The 26397-nt window shown below is 38.8% G+C and carries 27 protein-coding genes; 23 read left to right on the top strand and 4 right to left on the bottom strand.

The features are described 5' to 3' along the window. Window positions 1-76 precede the first annotated feature (76 nt). The 8 genes from I2F89_RS00325 to I2F89_RS00360 all read left to right on the top strand — a co-directional run bounded on the left by I2F89_RS00325 (window position 77) and on the right by I2F89_RS00360 (window position 6775). Window positions 77-853 carry a dihydroorotate dehydrogenase electron transfer subunit gene (locus tag I2F89_RS00325; protein ID WP_229078005.1) on the top strand — a complete coding sequence of 259 codons (777 nt, stop codon included), beginning with the start codon at window positions 77-79 and terminating at the stop codon, window positions 851-853. Further along, window positions 850-1779, top strand: coding sequence for a dihydroorotate dehydrogenase (locus tag I2F89_RS00330; RefSeq protein WP_065095779.1), 930 nt, complete (start codon window positions 850-852; stop codon window positions 1777-1779). The genes I2F89_RS00325 and I2F89_RS00330 overlap by 4 nt, the downstream gene beginning before the upstream one ends. Then, on the top strand, window positions 1776-2486 hold the full coding sequence (gene pyrF / locus I2F89_RS00335) for an orotidine-5'-phosphate decarboxylase (RefSeq protein ID WP_071867267.1): 711 nt from the start codon (window positions 1776-1778) through the stop codon (window positions 2484-2486). Before I2F89_RS00330 ends, pyrF begins: the two co-directional genes overlap by 4 nt. A gap of 3 nt (window positions 2487-2489) precedes the next feature. Then, window positions 2490-3122: an orotate phosphoribosyltransferase gene (gene pyrE, locus I2F89_RS00340; protein WP_010735509.1), complete on the top strand. Its 633-nt coding sequence runs from the start codon at window positions 2490-2492 to the stop codon at window positions 3120-3122. A 197-nt stretch (window positions 3123-3319) separates the two neighbouring features. Then, window positions 3320-3961, top strand: a complete 642-nt coding sequence (locus tag I2F89_RS00345) for a YfbR-like 5'-deoxynucleotidase (protein ID WP_019722833.1) — start codon at window positions 3320-3322, stop codon at window positions 3959-3961. A 41-nt stretch (window positions 3962-4002) separates the two neighbouring features. Next, window positions 4003-4704 carry a carbonic anhydrase family protein gene (locus I2F89_RS00350; protein WP_074798959.1) on the top strand — a complete coding sequence of 234 codons (702 nt, stop codon included), beginning with the start codon at window positions 4003-4005 and terminating at the stop codon, window positions 4702-4704. Continuing rightward, window positions 4701-5603, top strand: a complete 903-nt coding sequence (locus I2F89_RS00355; protein WP_074798961.1) for a LysR family transcriptional regulator — start codon at window positions 4701-4703, stop codon at window positions 5601-5603. The genes I2F89_RS00350 and I2F89_RS00355 overlap by 4 nt, the downstream gene beginning before the upstream one ends. Window positions 5604-5839: 236 nt before the next feature. Next, complete coding sequence (locus tag I2F89_RS00360) at window positions 5840-6775, top strand: ETX/MTX2 family pore-forming toxin (protein ID WP_195513200.1); 936 nt, start codon at window positions 5840-5842, stop codon at window positions 6773-6775. A gap of 80 nt (window positions 6776-6855) precedes the next feature. Here I2F89_RS00360 and efbA read toward each other — a convergent pair whose 3' ends face one another. Further along, complete coding sequence (efbA, locus tag I2F89_RS00365; protein WP_071867271.1) at window positions 6856-8556, bottom strand: fibronectin-binding protein EfbA; 1701 nt, start codon at window positions 8554-8556, stop codon at window positions 6856-6858. A 192-nt stretch (window positions 8557-8748) separates the two neighbouring features. On the opposite strand from efbA, the gene I2F89_RS00370 reads away from it, so the two are divergent. The 13 genes from I2F89_RS00370 (at window position 8749) to I2F89_RS00430 (ending at window position 19854) form a co-directional block, all read left to right on the top strand. Next, on the top strand, window positions 8749-9375 hold the full coding sequence (locus I2F89_RS00370; protein WP_074798966.1) for a hypothetical protein: 627 nt from the start codon (window positions 8749-8751) through the stop codon (window positions 9373-9375). Between the two features lie 424 nt (window positions 9376-9799). Further along, window positions 9800-10825, top strand: coding sequence for a tryptophan ABC transporter substrate-binding protein (gene trpX, locus I2F89_RS00375; RefSeq protein ID WP_071867273.1), 1026 nt, complete (start codon window positions 9800-9802; stop codon window positions 10823-10825). After that, window positions 10822-11703 (top strand): ABC transporter permease, encoded by an 882-nt coding sequence (locus I2F89_RS00380; protein ID WP_019722826.1) that lies wholly within the window; start codon window positions 10822-10824, stop codon window positions 11701-11703. Before trpX ends, I2F89_RS00380 begins: the two co-directional genes overlap by 4 nt. 2 nt (window positions 11704-11705) lie before the next feature. Beyond that, on the top strand, window positions 11706-12476 hold the full coding sequence (locus I2F89_RS00385) for an ABC transporter ATP-binding protein (protein WP_195513201.1): 771 nt from the start codon (window positions 11706-11708) through the stop codon (window positions 12474-12476). A gap of 181 nt (window positions 12477-12657) precedes the next feature. After that, window positions 12658-13518 (top strand): shikimate dehydrogenase, encoded by an 861-nt coding sequence (locus tag I2F89_RS00390; protein ID WP_195513202.1) that lies wholly within the window; start codon window positions 12658-12660, stop codon window positions 13516-13518. A 114-nt stretch (window positions 13519-13632) separates the two neighbouring features. Further along, complete coding sequence (locus I2F89_RS00395; RefSeq protein WP_142433055.1) at window positions 13633-14781, top strand: LCP family protein; 1149 nt, start codon at window positions 13633-13635, stop codon at window positions 14779-14781. Between the two features lie 524 nt (window positions 14782-15305). Next, window positions 15306-15872 carry a hypothetical protein gene (locus tag I2F89_RS00400; RefSeq protein WP_074798970.1) on the top strand — a complete coding sequence of 189 codons (567 nt, stop codon included), beginning with the start codon at window positions 15306-15308 and terminating at the stop codon, window positions 15870-15872. A 14-nt stretch (window positions 15873-15886) separates the two neighbouring features. Next, window positions 15887-16468, top strand: a complete 582-nt coding sequence (locus tag I2F89_RS00405) for a hypothetical protein (RefSeq protein ID WP_115357611.1) — start codon at window positions 15887-15889, stop codon at window positions 16466-16468. A 142-nt stretch (window positions 16469-16610) separates the two neighbouring features. Beyond that, window positions 16611-17234 (top strand): hypothetical protein, encoded by a 624-nt coding sequence (locus I2F89_RS00410; protein WP_195513203.1) that lies wholly within the window; start codon window positions 16611-16613, stop codon window positions 17232-17234. A gap of 254 nt (window positions 17235-17488) precedes the next feature. Then, the gene (locus I2F89_RS00415) at window positions 17489-18046 is read left to right on the top strand and encodes a hypothetical protein (protein ID WP_195513204.1); all 558 of its coding nucleotides are present in this window, start codon (window positions 17489-17491) and stop codon (window positions 18044-18046) included. A 20-nt stretch (window positions 18047-18066) separates the two neighbouring features. Further along, window positions 18067-18645: a hypothetical protein gene (locus I2F89_RS00420; RefSeq protein WP_195513205.1), complete on the top strand. Its 579-nt coding sequence runs from the start codon at window positions 18067-18069 to the stop codon at window positions 18643-18645. A gap of 54 nt (window positions 18646-18699) precedes the next feature. Continuing rightward, on the top strand, window positions 18700-19254 hold the full coding sequence (locus tag I2F89_RS00425; RefSeq protein WP_195513206.1) for a hypothetical protein: 555 nt from the start codon (window positions 18700-18702) through the stop codon (window positions 19252-19254). An 18-nt stretch (window positions 19255-19272) separates the two neighbouring features. Next, the gene (locus I2F89_RS00430; RefSeq protein WP_074798976.1) at window positions 19273-19854 is read left to right on the top strand and encodes a hypothetical protein; all 582 of its coding nucleotides are present in this window, start codon (window positions 19273-19275) and stop codon (window positions 19852-19854) included. 167 nt (window positions 19855-20021) lie between these two features. On the opposite strand, the gene I2F89_RS00435 is transcribed toward I2F89_RS00430, so the two are convergent. Both I2F89_RS00435 and I2F89_RS00440 read right to left on the bottom strand, forming a co-directional pair. Then, the gene (locus I2F89_RS00435; protein WP_074798977.1) at window positions 20022-20639 is read right to left on the bottom strand and encodes a hypothetical protein; all 618 of its coding nucleotides are present in this window, start codon (window positions 20637-20639) and stop codon (window positions 20022-20024) included. Window positions 20640-20764: 125 nt separating this feature from the next. Then, complete coding sequence (locus I2F89_RS00440) at window positions 20765-22645, bottom strand: RNase A-like domain-containing protein (protein ID WP_177187644.1); 1881 nt, start codon at window positions 22643-22645, stop codon at window positions 20765-20767. Window positions 22646-23063: 418 nt separating this feature from the next. On the opposite strand from I2F89_RS00440, the gene I2F89_RS00445 reads away from it, so the two are divergent. Together I2F89_RS00445 and I2F89_RS00450 are read left to right on the top strand one after the other, a co-directional pair. Further along, entirely contained in the window at window positions 23064-25235 is a 2172-nt protein-coding gene (locus I2F89_RS00445; protein ID WP_195513207.1) for a type IA DNA topoisomerase, read from the top strand. Between the two features lie 76 nt (window positions 25236-25311). Continuing rightward, window positions 25312-25626, top strand: coding sequence for a hypothetical protein (locus tag I2F89_RS00450; RefSeq protein ID WP_010735484.1), 315 nt, complete (start codon window positions 25312-25314; stop codon window positions 25624-25626). Between the two features lie 37 nt (window positions 25627-25663). Here I2F89_RS00450 and I2F89_RS00455 read toward each other — a convergent pair whose 3' ends face one another. After that, window positions 25664-26152, bottom strand: a complete 489-nt coding sequence (locus I2F89_RS00455; protein ID WP_074798981.1) for a GNAT family N-acetyltransferase — start codon at window positions 26150-26152, stop codon at window positions 25664-25666. Between the last annotated feature and the right edge of the window lie 245 nt (window positions 26153-26397).

The raw sequence follows: 26397 nt of genomic DNA on the forward strand, positions 1-26397 counted from the left end.
CAATTGCCCTCCTATTTAAAAAATGAAAAAAGCAAAGCAGTCTAGCGAAAAAGTCCCAAAACATAGGAGTGTAGAGATGAAACAAGAAGTAATGAAAATCGTTCACCAACGGCAACTAGCACCACGAATCTATGAAATGACACTGACTGGGGAATTAGTCCAAGAAATGACACGCCCTGGACAATTCCTTCATATTCGCGTACCCCGAGCAGATTTGTTGTTGCGCCGACCAATCAGTATCAACCAGATCGATCAATCACAAAAAACTTGTCGTATCATCTACCGTGTAGAAGGAGACGGAACAAAGCATTTCGCAGAATTGACTGCTGGTGATTCTTTAGACGTCTTAGGACCTTTAGGGAATGGCTTCGATCTTTCAGGATTAACGAAAGAAGATGAGGTCTTCATTGTCGGTGGAGGGATCGGTGTTCCGCCTTTATACGAACTATCGAAACAGCTGAAGGAACGAGGCGTCAAAGCGATTCACTTTCTAGGCTTTGCTTCACAAGAAGTAATGTATTATGAAGAAGAATTTCTAAAGCTAGGTGATACAAGGATCGCAACGGATGACGGCACCTATGGACTGCATGGGAATGTCGGTAATCTATTGCTTGCGGCAAAAGATAAGCCTGCTGCTGTTTTTGCATGCGGTTCGAATGGATTACTAAAGACAGTGGAACAGCTTTTCACCGGTCACCCTAACGTCCAACTGTCATTAGAGTCTCGCATGGCCTGTGGTGTCGGTGCATGTTACGCATGTGTCTGTCATGTCCCAGACGATGAAACAGGAACGAAAAGCTTGAAAGTCTGTGATGAAGGACCGATTTTCCAAGCAGGAGAGGTGATTTTATGAGTAACCCTTTAGCAGTTAAACTTCCAGGCCTAAACTTGAAGAATCCGATCATGCCAGCAAGTGGTTGCTTTGGATTTGGCAAAGAATATGGCAAATACTACGATTTGAACCAACTTGGCGCGATTATGGTAAAGGCGACGACACCTAAAGCGCGCTTTGGTAATCCCACGCCGCGAGTAGCAGAAACACCTTCTGGTATGCTCAACGCGATCGGGTTGCAAAATCCTGGAATGGAAGTGGTCATGGAAAAATCGCTACCTGAATTAGCCACCTATAAAGATTTGCCGATCATAGCAAATGTCGCTGGCGCGTGTGAAGAAGACTATGTTGAAGTCTGTGGCAAGATCGGTGATGCACCGAATGTCCATGCCATCGAACTTAATATCTCGTGTCCAAATGTCAAACACGGCGGAATTGCTTTTGGTACTGACCCAGATGTGGCGTTCCAACTGACACAAGCGGTGAAAAAAGTGGCGAATGTCCCTGTCTATGTCAAATTATCTCCTAATGTTACGGATATCGTTCCAGTGGCACAGGCTATTGAAGCTGGCGGCGCCGATGGGTTTACGATGATCAATACCTTGCTGGGGATGCGTATCGATCTGAAAACTAGAAAACCGATTCTTGCCAATCAAACAGGCGGTCTCTCAGGGCCAGCGATCAAACCGGTGGCTATTCGTTTGATCCATCAAGTGGCAGGTGTCTCTAACTTGCCGATCATTGGGATGGGCGGTGTGCAAACCGTTGATGATGTACTGGAGATGTATATGGCAGGTGCAAGTGCAGTTGCTGTTGGGACAGCCAACTTTACCGACCCTTATATCTGTCCAAAACTGATTGCAGACCTACCAGCGAGAATGAGCGAGTTAGGCATTGAGTCTTTAGAGCAATTGATCAAAGAAGTGAAAGAAGGTAGAAATCAATGAATCAACGACCAATTATTGCTTTAGATTTTTCATCTTGGCAAGAAGTAGAAACCTTTATGCAACGTTTCCCAGAAGACGAAAAGTTATTCGTTAAAATCGGTATGGAGCTCTTTTATCAAGAAGGACCAATCATCGTTCGTTGGTTAAAAGACGCGGGACATGATGTTTTCTTAGATTTGAAATTACATGATATCCCGAATACCGTGGAAAAAGCGATGCGTGGCTTAGCAAAATTAGGCGTAGACATCACTTGTGTCCATGCTGCCGGCGGTATCCGTATGATGGAAGCGGCGATGCGTGGTTTGACAGATGGCACACCCGAAGGTAAGAAACGACCTTTACTTTTAGCAATCACGCAACTGACTTCAACGAGCGAAGAAGAGATGCACCATGATCAACTGATCGAAGTGCCCTTAGAAGAAAGTGTGATCCACTACGCAGCTTGTGCAAAAGAAGCAGGTTTAGATGGGGTCGTATCTTCAGCACTTGAAGTAGCATCGATCAAAGCAAAAACAGGTGACACATTTACGTGTCTAACCCCTGGCATCCGACCAGAAGGAACAGTTGCTGGTGACCAAACCAGAATCGTGACACCAGCCCGCGCAAAAGAAATCGGCTCAACCTTTATCGTTGTCGGACGACCGATCACACAAGCAGAAGATCCTTATCAAGCCTATCAAACAATCAAAGCAGAATGGAGTCGTTGATCTATGAATATCGAACAAACTATTGCGAAAGACCTTTTAGAAATCGAAGCTGTTTTCTTAAGCCCCAATCAACCATTTACTTGGGCAAGTGGCATCAAAAGCCCCATCTATTGTGACAATCGCATCACGATGAGTTACCCAAAAGTCAGAAAAGAAATCGCTCAAGGATTAGCTGAAAAAATCAAGCAAGAATTTCCAGAAGTCGAAGTGATTGCTGGAACAGCAACTGCAGGAATCCCTCATGCAGCTTGGGTAGCTGAGATCTTAGACTTACCAATGGTCTATATTCGCAGCAAAGCGAAAGCTCATGGCAAAGGGAACCAAATCGAAGGACGGATCTTCGAAGGACAAAAAATGGTGGTCATTGAAGATTTGATCTCAACAGGTGGAAGTGTGCTAGAAGCCGCTGAAGCAGCAAAACGAGAAGGGGCGGATGTTTTAGGTGTTGCAGCTATCTTTACCTACGAGTTGCCAAAAGGAAAAGCTAACTTTGAAGCAGCGGGTCTGCCATTGGTTACTTTGACGAATTATTCTGTGCTGATCGAATTTGCTTTAGAAAACAAAACCATTGACGAAACAGAATTAGCCTTACTAAAAGAATGGAAAAAAGATCCTGAGAATTGGGTAACGGATTAAGTTGAAAAAAGGGCGGGAAAACATTTGTTGTTTCAGCCCTTTTTCTATTTGTGAACTAGCCAAATCCTGACGGTACATAGTAAAAACTAATCTTTTATAAATGAAAACCTCTAAAGATAATAAGCTGAAAATTTGCGAATTCAAGTTATTTAATGATAAGATTATCGGAAAAGTCATCTCAAGGAGGAGGAATCTTTATGGGATTGAATGAATTTATTTTAGGACTAAATAACTTAGAAAGAATCACACGGGCGCCAGGTTTCTTTAAACATACTGAACATACTGTTGCTGCTCATTCATATCGTGTGGCTTCAATTGCGCAAGTCTTAGGTGATATTGAAGAACTCCATGGGCAACCAATCGATTGGAAACTCTTATATGAAAAAGCTTTGAACCATGATTACACGGAACGTTTTATCGGCGACATCAAAACTCCAGTAAAATATGCAAGTAAAGAATTGCGAGGGATGCTACAGACCGTCGAAGAAAAAATGACGGATGAGTTCATCAATCAAGAAATTCCCGAAGCATTACAAGACGTCTATCGTCGCCGCTTGTTCGAAGGAAAAGACGATACGGTCGAAGGCGAATTGCTAGCTGTATCAGATAAAATCGATTTGTTGTATGAATCATTTGATGAGATCAGTAAAAATAATCCGGAAAAAGTCTATAAAGAGATGTTTATTGAGGCGGTCACAACGATCAAAGGCTTTGACCATCGACCGTCCGTCCAATATTTTTTCAAGGAGATCTTTCCGGAGTTGCTCAATCAAGAATTCTATGGAAAAGAGGATTTCTTAGCAGCTGTTTCAAATATTGTCAAAAAAGAAAAAGAATAGTCGAAGTGCCTTGTAGGTAACTGATTCAGGAGGAATTTTAGTTGAAGAAGAATATGGATGTTGAGTGGGGTTATTCTGGTGAAAGAGGACCGGAACATTGGGCAGAGTTGTGCGATTGGTTTGCAAAAGGAGCCGAATTTGAGTTGCAATCGCCCATTCCTCTAGTTACATGTGAAAAAAACAGTGACACGAAAGAAACACTGTCTTTTCACTATCAGAAGCAACGCTTCACGGATAAGGAGTTCAAGAACACGATCCATCTTGTGCCATACGATCAAATTAGTTACGTTCTTTTCAATGAAGAGACATACTATTTGACCGACATCCATTTTCACATGCCGTCAGAACACGTCATCAATGGGAAACAAGAAGATATCGAGTTTCACTTTGTCCATACGAACGAACGACAAGAAAACTTAGTGGTTGGTGCGATGTACCATCTATCAAATGATAAGGGTTGGTTATATGATCGCCAAAATGGCGACAAATGGGACCTTGATGCACATGAACATTGGACCGATGCCTCTGTCTTTTTCCCTGAGCAGAAAAGTCATTATCATTACGTTGGTTCATTGACCACTCCCCCAACGAGTGGACCGATCCAATGGTTCGTCATGGATCAAGTCGGTCAATTGAATCGTGATTTTCTGATCCCATTCAAAGGACAATATGCGCAGCCAAATAATCGTCCATTACAACCAGTAAAGGAACGAAAAATTTATTATTACAAGGGGACGAAATGAACATCCAACAATTGAAATATGTCACTGCGGTAGCGAATAATGGAAGTTTTCGAGAAGCAGCAAAAAAATTGTTTGTTTCTCAACCAAGCCTTTCTGCAGCGATCAAAGAATTGGAAAACGAATTAAGTATCACTTTATTTACCCGCACGAATCGAGGTGCCTATCTAACAGAAGAAGGTCAAGCCTTTTTAAAACGGGCGGAACGGATTTTAGTACAATTAGATTCTTTGGAAAACTATTACCAGAAAAGTGAAAAGCGAGAAAGCTTTTCGATTGCTTCACAACACTATGATTTTTTAGGGCCATTGACTGCGCAACTGATCGAGACCTTTAAAGCAGAAGTGAAGCAGTTTCGGATCATGGAAACGACGACAGCAAACGTGATCGAAGAAGTCCAACAGCAGCAAAGCGAGTTAGGTATCCTTTATATGAATGACCATAATCGCACAGGGATCAAGCGTTACTTAGGACAAGGGGAATTGATCGCGCAGTCTTTAGGAACATTTAAGACCCATATCTTTCTTAGACAGCGCCATCCACTTGCCCAGCAAGAAGAAATAAAGGTAGAAGAGCTAGCAGCATTTCCGCAAGTTCGGTTTACACAAGATGGCAATAATTTCCCTTACTTTTATGAAGATCTAATTGAGATCCCTGAACAAGAATCGGTGATCTATACGAGTGATCGTGGCACATTGATGAACATTGTGTTAGAAACAGATGCCTACGCTTCAGGCTCTGGCATCGTGATCGGGGAGATCAAAGAATATTTACGCTTGATTCCATTAGCTGATAGTCCGATGAATGAGTTATATGTCATTTATTCTGGAAAGCAGCCATTAAGTGATATCGCCAAGAAGTTTATCACAAGTATCCAACAGGTGATGAAACAGGTGAAGTGAACGTTTAAAATCGAATCAATCCTTTCATTGGAAAAGAAGATGAAGCAAAAGATAAGTCGTGAAATCAGTGAATGTTGATTTCAGGCTTATTTTTTGTTCGTTCAAGTCTGACTGTATTGTTGCAGTAAAGTACATAATGTTACATAGTTAAAAAAATGATTCATACTGTCATTAATAAATCGATTGGGAACGATTTCACCATTGGTTTATCAATAATGATAAAGGGGATCAACAAAATGAAAAAAGTAATAAAATTAATGTTAGGAGTAGTTGGAGCGACGAGTGTAGGACTATTTAAAGGGGAGTCGGTTGCTTGTGCGGATGATTCGCTTCCACAAATCGGGGAAGGGTATTTGAAATCGGTCAATCAAAGCACGATCGATCGCATGAGTACGATGGCCTATGCTTTGTCCTACCAAATGTATCAATGGGGAGATATTGGTGTGAATGAAAGACTCACTGGCAATGAATACAATCCAAAAAATGTGTCCAGTCAATCCTATTCAGTAGGAGTCAATAGTGATATGGGAACGAAACAAACGTCAAAAACTGTGAATACAAGTGTTTTTCATAATCAAACAAATCAAGATCAAACGTTTACCACACCTTCTTATACCGAAACTTATATAGATTCGCTTACGACATCAACCGCACATTCTGCAGGTATTTCTACATCAGCGAGTACTGAAATCAGTGTACCAATGTTTGGTTCGGCAAGTATGGGTCTTGAATTAAGTTACAATTTTAGTACAACCATTTCACATACACGGGAGACACAAAAAGGCTGGACTGTTCCTGGTCAAGCCATCAGTGTTCGACCGGGACATACAGTCGAAGTCAATTGGGTGTTTTATACAGGTGAAGCAACAGGATCGGTTGATTTACAAGAACGCATCCGAGCAGATATCCCGTATAAAAAAGACTCTGCTGGGCGTATCCATACATATGGACTTGGAACGGTAGTTGGCGACCGCCAAGTGCTGTCAGATAGTTATTGGGATCGCTATATCACAGAAAGTCGTAATAACTGGAAGAAAGTCGATGCAAATGTGGCAGGACAAAAAATTGGTGCTGGTACCTATCGTGTCGATTATGGTTCAGGATTTGTCTTAGAAGCCTTCGATCGAACGACTGGCACAAAAGAAATCATTGCGACAGGCTATCGAATTTAATTTGTCATTCGTATTTTGAACCACAAAAAAACCGATCGTCAGAAGTCATGACTTCTTGACGTCGGTTTTTTTCAGCAAAATCAATCTTTTGTCATTGCTTGGATTTTTTCTTCTTCTGGCGTCACAATGATCGTTTTTTGGTTTTCGTAAATCACATAGCCTGGTTTAGCGCCATTCGGTTTGCGAATATGTTTGACTTGCACTAGATCCACAGGAACTTGTGCAGAGTGGCGATATTTGGAGTAATACGCAGCTAGTTCAGCAGCTTCCGTAATGGTTTCATCAGAAGGTTGGTCACTCTTGATGATCACATGAGACCCTGGGATGTTTTGCGCATGCAACCAGTGATCCGTTTTTCTTGCAGTTTTCATGGTTAATTGATCATTTTGCAGATTGTTTTTACCAACTAAGATCTCGGTGCCGTCAGAAGAGAAGTAGCGATCAGGTTGAGAAGGTTTTGCTTTCTTTTGTTTTTTGTTTGTTTTCTTTTTCAAGTAGCCCTCTGCTAATAGCTCTTCTTTGATCACTTCGATATCCATCGGTCCAGCAATCTCCAATTGCGAAAGGACAGATTCAAGGTACTGGATCTCGCTTTTCGCTTCTTCGATTTGTTTCCCGATCAATTTGACCGCATTTTTAAGTTTTTGGTAGCGATGAAAGTACTTTTGCGCATTCTGATTAGGTGTTAAGGCGGGATCAAGAGCAATCCGGATTGGTTGATTCTCTTCATAATAGTTCGCCAAGGTCACTTCAGTCGCACCACGAGGAACTTGAGTCATAAAAGTCGTCAATAGTTCGCCATCACGACGAAACTCTTCCGCATTTTCTGAATCAAGCAAGGTCTGCTCGCGCTTTTTCAATTTATTGCGATTACGTTTCAGTTCATTTTCGATTTTACGGATCAGTTCGCCGCCTTGTTGCTTCGCTCGATCTTTTTCCGCTTTTTCTTGGTAAAACGCATCTAATAACGCGCTTAAAGTTGCGTATTCTTGCACTGAATCGGCTTGTTTCGCCAATTCTTGATAAGCAATCGGCGTAAAGTATTCTTTTGTGCCCACTTCATAGTGTGTGGGTGTAGGTTGATCGATTGCAGTAAAGAATTCTTCCCAGACAGCCATTTTTTCATTCGGTCGCTGATTGATCCGTTCGACTAATTCTAATGCAGTGTCGTGGCCTAATCCTTGAAAGGCTTGTTGTAGTGCTTTGGCATTTGGCTCGATTTTTGATAGTCGTTCAAATACTTGTTCTTTTGTTGCTTCAAAAGGATCAAGTACCGCTTGTTCAGGTGGTGCGACATATTCGACACCAGGGAGTAACGAACGATACGTGTTTTGTGAGCTGCCGATATGTTTGATGGCGTCTAATATCTTTTGTGTTTGTTGGTTCACTAAAACGATGGTACTGTGTCGTCCCATCAATTCAACGATCAAAACAATATTTTGTAAGTCACCTAGTTCATCCCGTTTTGAAAAATGGAAGTGGATGACTCGGTCATTTTTGATTTGCTTGATATTTTCTAAAATCGCACCATCTAAATGTTTGCGCAACATCATCACGAAGTTTGGCGGATTTTCTGGATTTTGATAATCGATCTCTGTGATCTGGACACGGGCATAACTTGGATGAGCAGATAACAACAATCGGTGGTTCTTTCCACGAGAACGAATCACCAAAATGATTTCATTTTCATACGGTTGGTGGATCTTTGAGACCCGACCAGATAATAGTGTTTCGCGCAATTCATGGATCATTGCATGGGTAAATACACCATCAAAGGACATGATTCATTCCTCATTTCTATTCATAAGTACACTTATTATAACGAAAAAAGAAAGGAAAGACCAATGGACCGGATGATTTCTTCTGTAAAAGAGAGAATAACGAAAGAATTTACATGAAAAACTAGTGTTTTATTTCGTTCTTTCGCTTGATTTTAGGTATAATTAGAGAAAGGACAGGTGGGGGAAAAGAAGATGCAGCGATTGATGGTAGAAATAAAGGAAAAAATCATAATGAGCTACACGAATTTATCAGAGGATTTTGAACAACATCCTCAAAAATACTTCAGACGGATCGGTCTTCTTCTGAGCTGTTCATTTTTGTTGACGGCTGCAATGTTTTTTTTGCCAAGTAAAATTAAAGAAGCACAGGTGGATTCATTGATTTATTCCTCGATCCATTCCGAAAAGTTACAGCCTTTGCCATTTTCTTCCGCGCATCAAGAGATTACTGATAGTCGAGCCATCTCAGTCATGTTTAGTCTGCCAAAGGGTGAGCTTTACAAACAAGTGATGGATATATTTGAAGATCCGCAACAAAGTAGTGAGTTGAATCGAACGATTTTCTTCTATCCACTCGTTTATGATACCCAAGAATTAGAACAACGGTATGGGATCGAAAAAGATAAAATCACTATTATTTTCTTTGATGGCGGAAAAGAGAGAAATCGCTTAGTCCTTTCTGACCAAAATAAAGAAGAACTTGAGAAAACCTTGGTTCCTGCATTGAATCGATTGCCATTGATCAACATCAAACAACTTGAAAAAGAATTAGCAAACGGCGAACAAGCGGAAGAAACAACAGAGAGTACCTTGGAGTAAGTGTAGCGGAATACTTAGTGATAAATAACAAAAAGTCAAAAAAATAAAAAATTAGTTGACGGATAAATAAAATTCGATTAGACTTAGGATAACACTTAAAGGAAAGGATGGTCCAAGATGAACTTATCAATTCAATTTTTATCAGAACATAAAAATAATTGGCGTAACTGGCGTAGATAAGTTGTATCAAGGGCGAACTTTTTCGTAGATACAACTTTTTAGAGTACAACAATGTACGATTCTAAAGTTTGTATCTATGCTGGACAAGAATTTGACGACCGCATAGATGGCTCTATGCGGTTTTTTGTTGGTAAAAGACAATGACCGTACTAGCGGTGATTGTCTTTTTTTGTTCATTCGCTCGAAGTTACACACGTAGCCGATTTATTTAAAAAAAATACATAACAAAAAAGGGGAAATAAAAATGAAAAATAAACGATTGATCGCAGTAATCGCACTGATACTTATCTATTTGACCGGTACATTTATCTACGAAACGATCAAGGATCAGCCACCTGTTGAAGGAAATCGAACAGATGATAAGAAAGTTGTTGGGGTCTTACAGTTCGTTAGTCACCCTGCGTTAGATGAAATCTATCGAGGGATCAAAGATGGATTAAAAGAGTCAGGTTTGGAAGAAGGACGAAACCTAGAAATCAATTTCCAAAATGGTCAAGCCGACCAAAGTAAGTTAGCTACTATGAGTCAACAATTGGTTCAAAATAATCCAGACGTTCTCGTAGGTATTGCGACACCAGCAGCACAAGCCATCGCAAACACTACAAAGGATATCCCACTTGTCTTGGGCGCAGTGACTGATCCTGTAGGGGCAGGACTAGTACAAAGTTTAGAAGCACCAGGAGGCAACATCACAGGAGTGTCGGATCAACCACCTGTGGAAGCGCAGATCCAATTAGCGACAGAACTATTACCAAAAGCAAAAACGGTCGGGATTCTTTATGCATCATCAGAAGACAATTCACGTTATCAAGTCAGCCAAGCAGAAGAAGCGGCAAAAGCCAAAGGACTAACACCAGTGAAGTATGCCGTCCCTTCAACGAATGAAATTGCGCAAACCGTCCAAGTCATGAGCCAATCAGTTGATTTTATCTATGTTCCTTTAGATAACACGATTGCTAACGCGATGCAAACGGTCATCAAAGAAGCAAATAAAGCAGATATCCCAGTAATTCCTTCTGTCGATACGATGGTCGAACAAGGTGGGTTAGCGACAATTGGAATCAATCAATACGAATTAGGTGTACAAACAGGTAAAATGGCAGCCGCTTTAGCAAATGGGAAAGAACCAGCCACAACCCCTGTCTATGTCTTTGATAAAGGCGATATCATCGTCAATGAAAAGCAAGCAGAACTATTAGGAATCACGATTCCTGAATCCATCAAACAAGATGCAAAAGTACTGACAGAGATCAAGGAGGAAGAACAATGATCGTATCCGCAATTTCACAAGGTATGTTATGGGCCATATTAGGTTTAGGGATTTTTATGACTTACCGCATTTTAGATTTCCCTGATATGACAACAGAAGGTTCATTCCCTCTTGGTGGGGCTGTCTGTGTAACAGCAATCACGCATGGCGTTAGTCCATTATTGGCAACGATTCTAGGTGTTTTGGCCGGAATGGCAGCTGGCCTTGTCACAGGCTTACTTTATACAAAAGGAAAGATTCCAGTCATCTTAGCCGGTATCTTAGTAATGTCAGGTTTAAACTCAGTCATCTTGTTCGTGATGCGCACACCCAACCTTTCATTGTTGAATCATCCAGTCTTACAAGATGTGTTCCACGCACTACATTTACCGAATTATTTTGACACTGTCTTATTAGGATTATTATCGCTGGGCTTATTGATCAGCGTGTTGATCTTTTTCTTCAATACAGATCTAGGGCAAGGCTATATTGCCACTGGAGATAATGAGACAATGGCACGTTCATTAGGAATCAAAACCGACCGTATGAAAATCTTAGGTTTGACTTTATCTAACGGAGTGATTGCTTTATCAGGCGCATTGATCGCTCAAAACGATGGCTATGCGGATGTCAACAAAGGAATCGGCGTGATCGTGATCGGACTAGCTTCGATCATCATTGGGGAAGTCATTTTCCAGGAGTTGACACTGATCGAGCGTTTATTAGCAATCGTTGTCGGAAGCATCATCTATCAATTATTGATTTTAGCTGTTATCAAATTAGGTTTTGATACAACTTATCTGAAATTATTCTCAGCGATCATCTTAGCGGCTTGCCTGATGATCCCACAAGTGAAACAAGCATTGAAATTAAAAACTGGCTTTGAAAAGGAGGTCTAACGATGACAGCTATCTTAACGATCAAAAATGGTAGAAAAGTAGTCAACAATGGGATGCACGAAGAAAAAGTATTATTGGATGATATCCAATTGACCATCAATGAAGGAGATTTTATCACTGTTCTTGGCGGTAATGGGGCGGGCAAAAGTACTTTGTTCAATACGATTGCCGGAACATTGCAATTAAATCAAGGCGGGGTTTATTTTAAAGACCAGCCAATCACTAAGTTGTCAGAAGAAGCACGAGCTTTATTTCTATCACGAGTATTCCAAGACCCGAAAATGGGGACTGCACCACGGATGACCGTTGCAGAAAATATATTGTTAGCTCAAAAACGTGGCGAGAAACGGACGCTTCGTTTACGTCAATTGAAAACCCAAAAAGAAGCGTTCTATAAAATATGCCAAGAAGTAGGGAATGGATTAGAGCAACATTTGGATACACCTGCTGGCGAATTGTCAGGGGGGCAACGACAAGCCTTAAGTTTATTGATGGCAACGATCAAAGCGCCAGAATTACTTTTATTAGATGAGCATACCGCAGCACTAGATCCTAAGACAGCCAAGCTGCTGATGGAATTGACCAACCAACGCATCACAGAGCAAAAGTTAACATGCTTGATGATCACGCACCGTATGGAAGATGCTTTGAAATATGGGAATCGCTTGATCGTCTTACAAAAAGGCCGTATCGTCAAAGACTTAGCGAAAGAAGAAAAACAAGCATTATCCATGAACGATCTCTTACACTTCTTCGAGGAAGTCATCGATTAGTCATTCGAGAACGCTATCTCCGTTTGACAAGTTTGTTTCCTTCAATTTATACTTGTGATAGCAGGTATAATAACAATCAAAATCAACACGATTCATATCAGAAAAATGATTGATGCCGCTTGTTCCTTCGTAGGTTCTACGAATGGACGCGGCATTTTTAGCGTATTATAGGAGGCGTTCCATGATTTCAGGAAAAACAAGATTAGCAGGGATTTTTGCATCTCCCGTTACCCATAGTTTATCTCCATTGATGCATAATACAGCCTTTCAAGCGCGTTCGATCGATGCTGTTTACTTGGCATTCACAGTCGATCAGACGAATCTTATGCAGGCGGTTGAAAGCATTCGTACATTCAATATGTTAGGAGTCAATCTTTCCATGCCTAACAAAACAGCAGTTATTCCTTATTTAGATGAATTAAGTCAAGAAGCGCAGTTGATAGGCGCTGTTAATACCATCGTTCATCGAGACAACCGCTTGATCGGCTATAATACGGATGGCATGGGCTTCCTGCGTTCAGTACACGAAGCGGGTGTCTCAATCAAAAACAAAAAAATAATCATGCTAGGTGCAGGTGGCGCAGCGAAAGCAATCGTTGTTCAAGCGGCATTAGATCAAGCAAAAGCAATCGTCATCTATAAACGGAAGAATGCTACTTTTGCGAGTGTCGTTGCGGATTTTGAGAGAGTAGTGGAACAAACCAATTGTCCTATCATCGTCAAAGATTATGCAGATACTGAACAGTTGAAAAAAGATCTAGAAGATGCGGACCTTTTGATCAATGGTACCGATATGGGCATGGGCACAAAAAAAGAGTTGATGCCAATTGATCCTCAATTTCTCCATAAGAAAATCGCAGTTTTTGATTTGATTTATTCCCCTAAAGAAACACGCTTTCTAAAAGAAGCCAAAGCAGTCGGCTGTCTCACACGAAATGGGCTAGGGATGCTGATGTACCAAGGAGCAATTGCCTTTGAGCTTTGGACAGGCGAGACCATGCCGATTGAGGAAATCCAACCTTTACTCGTTTCAAAGGAATGAAACGCGTGATATCAAAGGATTCGTTAGCTTTTAGTTAAATTTACAACGATCTTACTGTTTTTCATTGAGAAGTATCGTATGATTTTACTGAGTTGAACAAAGGGAGGAAATCAAATGAGTCGGATGGATCGCTATCAGAACATCCATAAAAAAGCAAAACCAATCAAAGAAAAGTCATCGCCGCTATCTTGGCGACGCGCAAGTAAGAAACAAGCGGAGCCTGAAGAGGAAGCAATCCCTTCTTACGAACAAACTTATGAAGAACGTCCAAGTGATTCTCGATACTCAACGCCTTACGAAGAACACGTTCATTCAGAACAACAACCCCATAAAAAAGGACTCTTTAAAAAGAAACAGCCCAAAGGTCCACGTAAGAAGCGGTCTTGGTGGAAAATCATAGTAGGGATCTTATTATTTTTATTTGTCTTTTCACTGATTTCATTTTTCGTCGGCAAGTTCGTGGCTGAAAATGATCAGTCACTGGAACCAGCGACTTCAGAAACATTCAACGGCACCCAATCAACAAGTGGCGCACACAACATTTTGATTTTAGGCAGTGATACAAGGGGTGAAGATGCGGGACGAGCAGATACGATCATGGTTCTACAATTAGATGGGCCAGCTCGTAAACCCAAATTGATCTCATTCATGCGGGATAGCTTCGTGACGATCCCTGGGGTCGGAGACAATAAAATCAATGCAGCTTATGCTTATGGTGGCGCTGAGTTAGTTCGACAAACCTTGTTAGAGAACTTTGGGCTGAACTGTCAATACTACATGAAAGTCGATTTCAAATCGTTTGAAAAAGTGATTGATGCCATGTTCATGAATGGTGTGTCGATCAATGCTGAAAAAGACTTGAATCTAGACGGTGTTGATATCGCTAAAGGCAAACAACGTATGGACGGTCATGTGCTGTTGCAATATGCACGTTTCCGTATGGATGAAGAAGGCGACTTCGGTCGTGTCCGCAGACAGCAACAAGTAATGGATGCGATTTTTGGACAACTAAAAAATCCATTGAACTTGATCCGCGCGCCATATGCTGCCGGAAAAGCAATCGGTTATACATCCACCGATGTACCGATGACTTTTTTAGTCAGAAACAGTTTCTCTATCTTACGTGGTGCTGGCGGAATCGACCGTTTAAGCGTCCCAGCTGATAATACTTGGAGCTATGGTCAAAGTGATTATGCGGGTAGTATCCTCGTATTAGATAAACAAATGAACCGTGAAAAGATCGAACAATTTTTAAGTGAATGATCATTGATGTTTTGTTAAAAAGGCTTTTCTGGAGGTGATAACTTCTGGAAAAGCTTTTTTTGTGTAGATGTTTTGATTGCTATATAGTGTTTCTTTTTCCAATAGCTCCATTTTATCCTCCTCGCAAAAATCCACTTATTATTCAGATTGAATTTCTTAACAATTTTACATTTTTTTTGAGCTTATTTTTTTACTTTTGTTTCTTAAAAAAATAAATTTTTATTTCGCAGATATGACTTTATAAAAAAACAAGATAAATCAATCAGGGAAACTTGTCGATTTCTTTATCATGCGATAATATAAACTTATCAAGATGGTTATACTACTTAAATATATATAAAATAACTATTTAAAAAAACTCTTAGGTTTTCTGTTTAATTTTTTAGAGGTTCGGAGGATGATTATGAAATTTAAGTATACGTTTGGTGACCCAAAGATAAATAGGTCTTTTTGTAAAGTATACGAATTATACTTATTGAGTACATACAACTTGAGTACATACAACATTTCTAAAGGAGGTAAGGATGAAATTTTTAGAAAAGGAGACTAACCGATTTGTTCTGACCATGGTTGAAAAAAATATCTGGATGAAAGATTTAGCAATCAACTATGCGTTTTTTCAAGAAAAGAATAATCAAGGATACGAAAGTCACAAAAAAGCAGCTTTGGCATTTGTTACGTTCCTCAATCAAAGAAGAGGACATGATCAAATTGAGTATACGAATAAACTTGAATTTCCAGTCAATATATTCGCAACCTATTCCATAAACCTCAATTTAATGGAAGCAACAAGAATTCCAGTCGATACTTTTTTTTCTACACATAGCGACTTAGAAGGTCATTATATTTCAGATTATGCCTACGCTTTTTTTAAAATTCCTTTTTTTTATAGAGGAAGTAAGAAAGATTTCATTGAACTGAACAATTACTTGTTTTCCGAGAAGGAAACATTAGTCATTTATCAATGGAACAACACGTGGTCAGATTATTTCGCTTATGGAAAACATTCCGGAAAAGGAGCGTACCTTTGGACGATTTATGATCCAACAAGAAAAAGATTTACGGTATGTGGGGCATCAATATTGAGTTGAATGAGGAGGACAGAATGAAGTTATTAAAAGAAGATACGTATCATTTTAAAAAAAAACTCTATTTAAAAAAATTTCCAATCAATGGACTTTTACTCGATTATGTATTTTTTGAAGAAACAGGTTATCGTGGATACTCCAGTCATCGCAAAGCCGCTCTTGAATTTATCAAAGTAATAAATGAAAAAAGAAATATTCCAGGTCTTCTATATACAGATTTACATTATTTTGATCACTTACCCATACGATGTAGCCCAATTAAGTTGAGTTATGCCGTAAATCCAGAGTTAATGTATGGAAAACAGATGAAGACAGATGTTTTCTTTTCTGTTGAAAAAACAGCTTCTGGAAGCTATTTAAATTGGTATGCACAAACATTTCTTTTCCCACCACATTCATATAGTGGGAACGAAGAAGATTTTATTTCCTTGAATAAATTATTATTCCCTAAGAAAAGTGCGTTGATCATTTATGCTTGGAATAACAATTGGTCGAATTACTTTTCTCCTGGGAGAGAATGGATGGATGCCTTTCTTTGGACGATTTACGATACTGCATCGAATAAACTGACTGTCATAGGATCTTCTATGACAGATTGAGTTTAATTAAGATTTTTAAATTTTTATCCTACTTAGTAGGCAAATCCAGTCACAATCATTGTTGATTAACATTTTCAAGAAAAACAATAACTATGACGAAATAGGTATCATGTAATACATAAAACTTCGAGGAGGAAAAGACATGGAATTATTGGTAAAAGAAACATTAGCATTAGAAGAAAAAAGGGATATACTTTTTCCGTATTACGTTGGTTATACGTTCTTTAAGGAAAGTGATTACCAAGGAAAGGTCACCCATAAAGAGGCAATTTTGGCTTACTTAAATTATACAAGTCGCATAATAAGAACAAATCTTTGGTCATCAAAAAAACGCAAAGAAGCTGGAAAATCTGTTACCCGTGAAATGTATGTAGCGAAATTTCTTGAACTAAATTCTGATTCAATTACATACACAGAAATTGATCCTACTACGTTAAACTTAGATGGCTATCCAATTGAAGTCAACGAAGAGATGATGGAAGGTACTGAACTTACTGCGGAAGAATTGTTTATGGATGGTGGGGTATATGAGGAAGCTTTTTTTAATGAATTTCATGGTACAAAGTTATCTAAGAAAGAATTTAATCTGGTAAATGAACGTTTCTTTCCTTTAAAAGATAAATTGATCATCTATTCATGGAATTCAGAGTTTACAAATTATTTCAATTATGCGCGTGTGGGCTGGGGCGCCTATCTTTGGAGTGTTTATGATCCTAGAATCCAAATCTTTACGATCATCGAGATTTTTTTAGCAGAACAGGGGTAAGAGGATAACAAACCTATAAGTAGGTTAAACAATTGAATCATTAATAATGAAAATATAAAAAAAGAAAGTACTTTTTCCTTTAGTAAAAATAAATAATTGGGTAATAAAAACATAGGGAAACCGAAAACTGATCATTATGAAATGTATGCAGAGAAATTTCATTCATCGGATTTTGACTCAATTTTCAGTGCTTGGTGCTTTATTGACTACATAATAGAAAAGAAAACATCACATAAAAGAAAGGAAAGATCAATTTGAAATTATTAGATGAAGAGACGTATCGATTCCCTTTGACTATGATGGAGAATAATATCCCAATGAAAAATATCCCGATTCTTTTTCTATTCTTTCATGAGAAAGATTACGAGGAAGATAGCAGTCATCAACAAGCAGCAATTCAGCTTGTTAAGTTTGCGAACCAGAAAAAAAGATATCCTATGATTACTTGGAATAAGCAGGAACATTTAGATAACCGAATACAAGAATATACAATAAATCCTACGCTCATGACCGCTCGACGTTTAAGTCACGAGGTTTTTTTCTCAATTTCTCGGAAACCTAAACAACCGTTTCTTTCAAATTATGCTTATGCATTCTTCCAGATGTCTTCAAACTATCTCGGAAAAGTAGAACATTTTATTCAAATGAACGATATTCTTTTTCCAGATAAAGAGCAACTGATTATTTATGAGTGGAATAATACTTGGTCAGATTATTTTCATTATGGCAGACAGCATAGAGGGGCTTTTATATGGACGATCTATGATCCTAAAAGAAATAAGTTTACGGTGATCAATGCAAGCATTTTATGAGATTAGGAGAAAAATATAATATGGAGTTTTTACTACAGGAAACAGAAGTATTGAGCCAAAAATTAGAGGAGAAAGGATTATTTACAAGACGTTTAAATTTAGACTTTGTCTACTTTAAAGAGAAGGATTATCGAAATGTGGAGAGTCATCAACAAGCAGCGATTGAATTTATAAAGGTAATGAACGAAAAAAGTCTAGGGTACTCATGTGTTCATTCAACAGAATTACATTGTTTTGATGATTTACCTATTTTTATTAAGGCATTGGCTTATCCCTATGCAGTGAACCCAGAGTTGATGTATGCGAAATCAGTATTGCCCCCTGCCTTTTTCTCTACTAAATGTGAGAATGGTAAATATGAATCTTCCTATGCTTGTTCCATACTCTCACAGATATATAAACCTCAGCGAGAAGAGATTTTTTTAAAAGCCAATGAGTATATATTTCCTGTACAAGAGAACCTAATAATCTACCAATGGAACAATGATTGGTCAAACTATTTTTCAATAGGTAGAGAGGAATATGGTGCGTATTTATGGACGATCTATGAGAGGGAAACTGAAAAATTTACAGTGATAGGTGCTTCGATGAGGTACTGAATACTACGTGAAAAATACTATCGAGTACATACAACATTTCTAGTGGAGGGAAAGATGAAATTTTTGGAAAAGGAAACAGATCGATTTGTACTGACTATGGTTGAAAAAAATATCTGTATGAAAGAACTCGTACTTACTTACGGCTTCTTCCATGAAGAAAATTACAAAGGAGAAGAAAGTCACAAAGAAGCAGCACTTGCCTTTGTGACAGCAATCAATCAAAAGAGAGGACATACAAAAATTGAGTATACGGATAGAGTAAATTTCCCTGTCAATCTGAGAAAAACTTATTCCATCAATCAACTACTGATGCAAGGGTTTATAATCGAAGGGAATGTTTTCTTTTCTACAGACTATGATTCGGACAAGAAATATACTTCCGATTATGCCACTGCTTTCTTTAAATTATCTTCATCTTATAAAGGAGAGGAGAAAGATTTTATTCAATTGAACAATCATATCTTTGGAAATAGAGCCAAACTGATTATTTATCAATGGAACAATACTTGGTCAGATTATTTTTCTTACATAAAGAAGATGAGTGGAGCTGCTTACTTATGGACAGTTTACGATGAAGAAAGTAAGAAGTTCACAGTTTTAGGAACTTGAGAAAGAAGGAGGTCGATCATGAGATTATTGAGAAAAGAAACATTCGAGTTTAAACAAAATGCCCACAAGAGAAACATTCCAGTGCAGGGTCTTTTGATAGATTATGTTTTTTTTGAAGAGACCGAGTATAAAGGACGCTCTAGTCATCGAAAAGTAGCACTTGAATTTATTAGAGTGATGAATGAAAAAAGGGATATTCTGGGAATTTACTATACTGAATTACTTTATTTTGACTGTTTACCTAGATATGGCAACCAACTCCAGTATAGATATGCAGTGAATCCAGCTTTAATGTATGGAAAACTCTCGACGATCGAGGAGTTAATATCAATAGACAACAAAAGTGCAGGTGGTTATCAATCTATGTATACCTTTCTTTTTCTTCATCCTCCATACAGTTATGGTGGTAAAAAAAACCACTTTATACAACTTAATGATTGGTTGTTTCCTAACAAAAAAACGCTAACGGTGTATGAATGGAACAGCGAATGGTCAAATTACTTTTCTTTTGGAAGAGAATTATATGGTGGATTTTTATGGACGATTTATGACAAAGCGCAAAATAAATTTACTGTGATCGGAATTTCAATAGCTGATTGAATGAAATAATCGAATAAAATAATATGCCAATGAGAGTCATTTATAAACTTTCATTGGCATATGTACATAAATGAAGAGATAAACATTTTTTGGATTTTTGACTATTATATTCTTTTTTACTAATTCAAACTCATGCTTATTTATTTAAATGCAGGTTGCCCTTATTACTAAGGTTCCAAAAGTATACTGATAACTGTAAAACGGTGCCTTTTTTCATCATAAATACTCCATAAATAGGCACCGAAACAATCACGTGCACGATTATAATGATTGGAAAAGGATGTATCCCACTCGTACACTTTTAATTGGGCCCTTTCAGGAAAGAATTGTTGATTGAGAGCTAAAAATTGCTCTTTAGTCACTTTGATTGTTTGAGTTTCAGGGAAAAAAGTTTTTTCATAGATTCCTCTATTTTTAAATAGAATATCGGGATTGACTTCTTCTGCCTTCATCATTTTTTTATTGACATAAATTGGGGCTGTTTCCCAACTTAAGTAATCGGGATCTCGCTTGATATAGATGAGTGGGTTGGCTTTTATTGAGTAGAAATATTCGTTGAATTGTTCTCTGCTTATAGGATACCCAGTTTTTGCTCTGAGGTCTGATGCCCAGTAATTACATTGTACAATTCGATTTAAAAATTCTAGATATCCTAATACGGCTTGCTGGTGACTGTTAATTCCTAGGTAATTATTTTCATAAAAAAAACCATAATTAACATGATTTGGAATACTTTTTTTATCAATTCTCCAACAGGTCAGCGTTTCTTTTTCTAGTAGTTCCATCTATTTTCCTCCTTTATGTCACTCAATTTCTTAAACCTCCAGTGTTTGAGAAATCGGAAGGTTAAATTAGAAAAAGATGAATCTTTAAATCCACCTTTTTCTGATTATTTTCTAACGAACTTCTATCAACTAGGTGTCCACCCTTCAATCGTTCTTTCTAAATCAGGAAATGCAGTAACAATAAAATATTTTCTATTTTTTCGAACTGCTTGTTTGGTCTTTCGGATCATGACCTTTGCATAAGGGATGTGTTCATGCCGATCAAATTGATTAGGTATTGTGGTTTTTGATAAACCAATACCGAGAGATTGCCCTAAAGACAATATACCATAGGATCGATAAGAAATCGTATTGCTGTTTTCTGGGAAATTGCAATAACCTAAGTCGAATCCTTTATCTCCGGCTAATAAATTTTCATGTTTTGCTGTCCAAACGGCATAGTTGATTATTAATAAAGCTTGGAGAGCATTATGAAAACTTGAAGTATATTCTAAAGTGGGAGTTGCTTCCATCCTTGTAAATAGGGTGTCCCAATTTTGAATAACATGATCTGTAATCGTATGACCTTTGCCGCCATGAGCAAAGTACTCATCATAGATTAAGTCGATGGGAGTATACCAGGCATCTTCGTTATCATCATATTTACGTAGTTCAGCTACCAAAGTATTGTAACTGGCAATGGTCCAGTCCCCTAATGCTGAAGCAATTAAAGTTTCATTTGTGCCTTCATTGATTATACTTCCTGTTTCTGGATCAAATGTCCCTCGCCTACCGTCAATCGTAAGAGCATTATCATAAGGTATTGACTCTTCACTATAAGAAAACTCAATCGCTCCAACTAAATGCGCTGGAACGGCTTGTTGCGTTTGAGCATAGATGAAGTTTCCAGCACGATCCAATACGACTGCCGCACCGTATAGTGTCGCGATCATTCCAGAAGGGTCAAAGTCTAATCCATTGTTGTTTGGAGCTAAGGCGTCGCTTAAACTTTGGCTGATTTGGCTGGTTCGTTCATCATATGCGACAGCCATTTCTTGGGCAGTTTCAATAGCTAAGGCTTTAGAAGGTTCATTGACGACCCCAAATTCAAATGGTGTGGTTGCTTGGACGTAGTCGAGCAATTGTTCTTTTGTTGTGATCTCTGTTAAGAGCGTAGAGATGCTCGTATCAAGCTTGACTTGATAGTTAAAAGGTTCTGGGAAATCATAGCCGTAGTAAGAAGAACCGGTGATGTTCAAGATGGCATCATCTGCACCACGAACGGATTCGCCATACTGGATGCTTTCTAAAACGAAAAACTCATTCTGGGAGAGAGAATCGGCTAGTGACGTGTTACGTCCCACCACCGCTGCTTGTTCCCGTAGTGTCCAAGGGATGGTGTAGTTGATGTAGCGACGATAAAGTTCAACACGGTCACTGACGCTGAAAGTAAAGATTCCGTGGTCGCTCTCGCCAGTCAAGTACTCACGCATCAACGCATTGCTTGTTACATCTTGTGCGTAGCGGTTTTGTAAGGCTGCGGAGAAATTGTAGGTATTTGTTGTCGAATCGATTCCAGACATTGCAAAAGCGTTCAGTTCATTTTGAGTGGAGGCACTGCTACCGATCGATTCAAATAAGCCACTGTTTGTTTTCGCTAAATCAGCTGTTGCGACGCCTAAAGAGGCACCGAGCTGATAAAAACCGACCCCTAGACCAATTCCTAGCAGAGCGGGAGCAAGAACAGCAGAGGCGGCGGTCGACAGTAAGCCAGCGCTAAGTGTACTACCTGATAAACCAGATGCATAAGCAGACATGCTGATTCCATTAAAAACGTTTAAGGCAACTGCTGCATTTTGTGGTTCTGCGGACGAAGGAATCGCTGAGGTGGTATCGATCGGAACGATGGTTTCGTCAGGTTGGGTGATTTCGCTAGCAATCGCTTCTTGGGCGTGGACATCAAGTGGCAAAGTGGCAAAAGGTGCGAGCAACAGACCAACAAGTAATAGGCGATAAAATTTTTTCATTTTTTACTCCTTTTTATCAAATGGCTTAAGTGACTACCAACAGTTCAACTACCAAAAACCTCCTTATTTGTGTCGTAGGTTGCTTAATTATATTTTCCAAAATATAACAACAAACTTCAAGTTTATTTAAAATTATAATTATAAAAAAACTCATTTTTTTATATAGTTATTTTCTTTGTAAATACTAATTATATGTTAAGCCTTGCTGTTCTTTTATCAATGTTTATACCCTTATTTAAAAATAACAGTATGATAATAATAAAAAGATAAATGTTCTTCTTTAGGTGATTATAGTTATTTTTTTGTAACGCTTTTTTCCATTCAACAAAAACATCTTCAATTTTTTCGCTATTCTTTTTGAAAGCCATTTGGTAAACTGTTAAAGAATTCTTATTTTATCAAGAAGAGGAGGGAAAACATGAAAACAGTGATACTTGCTGAAAAGCCTTCTCAAGCAAAAGCGTATGCGGAAACGTTCAAAAAAAGGAAAAAGCAGGAAGGTTATTTTGAAGTCAGCGATCCACTATTCACAGGTGAAGTAACGATCACTTACGGGTTTGGTCATTTAGTGGAAATGGTTCCTCCTGGAGAGTATGAAGAACGCTGGGCTAAGTGGTCATTGCCCAACTTGCCGATATTTCCAGATCAGTTTAAATATACGGTCCCTCCAGAGAAGCGGGCCCAATTTGCGATCGTTAAACGACAATTACAAGCAGCTGATACGATCATTATCGCAACAGATAGTGACCGTGAAGGTGAAGCGATTGCTTGGTCGATCATTCAGCAAGCTAACGCATTTACGAAGCAAAAACAGTACTTTCGCTTATGGATCAATTCATTAGAAAAAGAAGCGATATATCAAGGGTTCAAACAACTGAAACCTGCGGAACAATTTTATCCGAAATATAAAGAAGCCCAAGCTCGTCAACATGCAGATTGGCTGATTGGGATGAATGGGAGTCCTCTATATAGTTTACTTTTGCAACAAAAAGGGATCTCTGGAAGTTTCTCATTAGGGCGTGTGCAAACACCGACGCTTTTTATGATCTACCAGTTACAAGAAGAAATCAGGAAGTTTAAAAAAGAGCCTTATTTCGAAGGAGAAGCGCAGATCAAAAGTCAACATGGGCAGTTTGTCGGTAAAATCGAGCCGAAACAAACCTTTAAAACTGCGAACGAATTAGTTGCTGCGATTGAGGGAAAAGGTGCGCATTTAGGGAAACAACAAGGAACGATCTTACAAGTAACAAAAAAAGAAAAACAACAAAGTAGTCCACGTTTGTTTTCTTTGTCTAGTTTGCAATCGAAAATGAATCAACTGATGAAAGTCAGTGCGAAAGCCACACTTGATGCAGTTCAAGGTTTGTACGAAAGTAAGTTTTTGAGTTATCCTCGAACAGATTCTTTTTACATTACAGAAAGCGAACACCAGTATCTTGTCCAAAATCTTGATCGCTATAAAGCGTTTTTAGGGATCACAGAGGTAGCGACACCAGAAACATTTCCTAAAAAACGATATGTGGATGCAAAAAAAGTCCAAGAGCATCATGCGATCATTCCAACCAAAACGATACCGACGAAGGAACGTTTTGCGAAGCTTTCCCGACTAGAGCAAGCGATCTATTTGCAGGTGATGCGTACGACTTTAGCAATGTTTGCAGAAAATTATCGCTATGAAGAAACCGTGATCCTTACAGGAGTGGAACGATTGCGTTTAAAAAGTGTCGGGAAACGTCCAATTGCAGAAGGCTGGCAACAAATCTTGACCGTAAAAAGCAAGAAAAAATCAGATGGTCAGCTTTTGCCTAAAGTCAGTGAGCAAGAGGTAGTGACTGTTGATCTGAGAAGCCTTGAGAAAGAGACGCAACCGCCTAAGCCCTACAATGAGGGAACGCTGATCACTGCGATGAAAACCGCAGGAAAGACCTTAGACGATGAAGAAGCGCAAGAGATTCTGAAAGAAGTGGAAGGAATCGGGACGGAAGCTACCCGCGCGAGCATTATTGAAAACTTGAAACAACGGCACTATATCGAAGTCAATAAAAATGATATTCAAGTGACTGCCAAAGGTATCACTTTGTGTAAAGCAGTAGCAGGAGAATCTTTACTGACAAGCGCTGAGATGACGGCACGGTGGGAAAGTTATTTGAAAAAAATCGGTGAACGGCAAGGAACGCCGGAAGTCTTTTTAGAAAATATCAAAAAATTTATTCTGCATTTATTAGAAGTCGTCCCAGAACAAGTAAAAACAGTCGACTTGTCTGAAGAGCAAAGCGGCTTGATGCAAATCGAAGCAATGGAGAAGAAGAATGACCAAATCGGGCGCTGTCCGAAATGTAAAAAAGGCATTGTGATGTTGTATCCAAAAATCGCGACATGTACGAACAAGGAATGTGATTTTAAATTATGGCCTACGATTGCTAAGAAGAAATTGACCAAAACAAATCTTAGAGAGTTACTCTCAAAAGGAAAGACTAGTAAAGTGGTCAAAGGATTTACTGGGAAAAAAGGAAAGTTTGATGCTGTCCTAATTTTGAAAGAAGATTTAACGATCGGCTTTTCATTTCCTTGGATGGAAAAGCAAGAGTAGGTATATATATTCCGAAAAGTCAAAATACCTAAACCAAAAAATACTAAAGTAATAATTATTAGAGGAGTACTTGTACGTGAAAAAAATCAATTCACTTTTGAATTATGCGATGGGGTTGTTAACGCTGGTTGCGTTATATCAAGCAGTTATCGCATATCCAGAATACGGAACCAAATTATTAGCTATTACAAAACATCCGACTGGCTACTCACCGACGGTCATTTTGACAACTTTGACCGCAGCAGCCAAGAGTGGCACTTACTTGTTGCATACAACGAGTAGTCTACTGAAAAGAAAGAAACAGCGGAAACAGTTGCTTTTCGTATTAGCTGCGGCGGGTGTTGTTTATTTCTTACCGGTGATTACGCAATTTATTCAACAGTTCATATAAATAGATAAAAAAAGACGACGATAAGAGAAAAATTTCCTTATTCGCCGTCTTTTTTTAACTCTTTAATATACCAAGCGTCCATCGTCGAGTGTTCAGAACCTGCTAGTGGATCAGCTATCAAGTGAAAGCCGAACTTTTCATACAGTTTACAAGCAGGCTTTAATGAACGCATCGTTTCTAAATAGCATTGACGGTAATGTTGAGTGGCATAAGACAATGCTGTTTCCATCAATTGGTTGGCAATTCCTAAACCTTTTGCTTCTGGGGCTAAGTACAATTTTTGTAGTTCACATATCTGGTTTTGCGCGTCAAAAGGGGCAATACCGATTCCACCAACTACTTTATTTTCTAGTTCCACCACCCAATAAGCAGCACAAGGGAGAGTATGGTAATAGTCTGTTAAATGGTCTAATTGTGGGTCGAAATAGGCAGTTCCTTCAATCGCTAAATCAAGTGATTCTAGGGAAGTTTGAATAATTTCTTTGATGATTGGATCATCTTGTGGTTTGATTTCTCGGATCAGCATCGGATAAGGCTCCTTTTCTATCGTGTTTATTTATCGTAATACAAATGAACGGAAGGGTCAATTTACTTTGTACTCAGAGGGACATTCTTTTATCAACTTCTCCCTTGACCCATTGCTTGAACTGTGAAATAATAACTTCATAAAAAATTTATGACTTAAGAGCGTTCGCCGGAACGATCTTGTAGGAGTCAGACAAACGAACCGTAGGCTTTAATGGTTCGTTTGCCTGGCTCCTTTTTGTTTTG

It is taken from the genome of Enterococcus sp. 1001283B150225_161107_E12 (assembly GCF_015556925.1).
GTDB classification, from domain to species: Bacteria; Bacillota; Bacilli; order Lactobacillales; family Enterococcaceae; genus Enterococcus_B; species Enterococcus_B mundtii.

Bases quoted from the DNA above. Each gene is read 5' to 3' on its own strand.
- I2F89_RS00325 (WP_229078005.1), top strand. From the start codon at position 77: ATGAAACAAGAAGTAATGAAAATCGTTCACCAACGGCAACTAGCACCA.
- I2F89_RS00330 (WP_065095779.1), top strand. From the start codon at position 850: ATGAGTAACCCTTTAGCAGTTAAACTTCCAGGCCTAAACTTGAAGAAT.
- pyrF (WP_071867267.1), top strand. From the start codon at position 1,776: ATGAATCAACGACCAATTATTGCTTTAGATTTTTCATCTTGGCAAGAA.
- pyrE (WP_010735509.1), top strand. From the start codon at position 2,490: ATGAATATCGAACAAACTATTGCGAAAGACCTTTTAGAAATCGAAGCT.
- I2F89_RS00345 (WP_019722833.1), top strand. From the start codon at position 3,320: ATGGGATTGAATGAATTTATTTTAGGACTAAATAACTTAGAAAGAATC.
- I2F89_RS00355 (WP_074798961.1), top strand. From the start codon at position 4,701: ATGAACATCCAACAATTGAAATATGTCACTGCGGTAGCGAATAATGGA.
- I2F89_RS00360 (WP_195513200.1), top strand. From the start codon at position 5,840: ATGAAAAAAGTAATAAAATTAATGTTAGGAGTAGTTGGAGCGACGAGT.
- efbA (WP_071867271.1), bottom strand. From the start codon at position 8,556: ATGTCCTTTGATGGTGTATTTACCCATGCAATGATCCATGAATTGCGC.
- I2F89_RS00370 (WP_074798966.1), top strand. From the start codon at position 8,749: ATGCAGCGATTGATGGTAGAAATAAAGGAAAAAATCATAATGAGCTAC.
- trpX (WP_071867273.1), top strand. From the start codon at position 9,800: ATGAAAAATAAACGATTGATCGCAGTAATCGCACTGATACTTATCTAT.
- I2F89_RS00380 (WP_019722826.1), top strand. From the start codon at position 10,822: ATGATCGTATCCGCAATTTCACAAGGTATGTTATGGGCCATATTAGGT.
- I2F89_RS00385 (WP_195513201.1), top strand. From the start codon at position 11,706: ATGACAGCTATCTTAACGATCAAAAATGGTAGAAAAGTAGTCAACAAT.
- I2F89_RS00390 (WP_195513202.1), top strand. From the start codon at position 12,658: ATGATTTCAGGAAAAACAAGATTAGCAGGGATTTTTGCATCTCCCGTT.
- I2F89_RS00395 (WP_142433055.1), top strand. From the start codon at position 13,633: ATGAGTCGGATGGATCGCTATCAGAACATCCATAAAAAAGCAAAACCA.
- I2F89_RS00400 (WP_074798970.1), top strand. From the start codon at position 15,306: ATGAAATTTTTAGAAAAGGAGACTAACCGATTTGTTCTGACCATGGTT.
- I2F89_RS00405 (WP_115357611.1), top strand. From the start codon at position 15,887: ATGAAGTTATTAAAAGAAGATACGTATCATTTTAAAAAAAAACTCTAT.
- I2F89_RS00410 (WP_195513203.1), top strand. From the start codon at position 16,611: ATGGAATTATTGGTAAAAGAAACATTAGCATTAGAAGAAAAAAGGGAT.
- I2F89_RS00420 (WP_195513205.1), top strand. From the start codon at position 18,067: ATGGAGTTTTTACTACAGGAAACAGAAGTATTGAGCCAAAAATTAGAG.
- I2F89_RS00425 (WP_195513206.1), top strand. From the start codon at position 18,700: ATGAAATTTTTGGAAAAGGAAACAGATCGATTTGTACTGACTATGGTT.
- I2F89_RS00430 (WP_074798976.1), top strand. From the start codon at position 19,273: ATGAGATTATTGAGAAAAGAAACATTCGAGTTTAAACAAAATGCCCAC.
- I2F89_RS00435 (WP_074798977.1), bottom strand. From the start codon at position 20,639: ATGGAACTACTAGAAAAAGAAACGCTGACCTGTTGGAGAATTGATAAA.
- I2F89_RS00440 (WP_177187644.1), bottom strand. From the start codon at position 22,645: ATGAAAAAATTTTATCGCCTATTACTTGTTGGTCTGTTGCTCGCACCT.
- I2F89_RS00445 (WP_195513207.1), top strand. From the start codon at position 23,064: ATGAAAACAGTGATACTTGCTGAAAAGCCTTCTCAAGCAAAAGCGTAT.
- I2F89_RS00455 (WP_074798981.1), bottom strand. From the start codon at position 26,152: ATGCTGATCCGAGAAATCAAACCACAAGATGATCCAATCATCAAAGAA.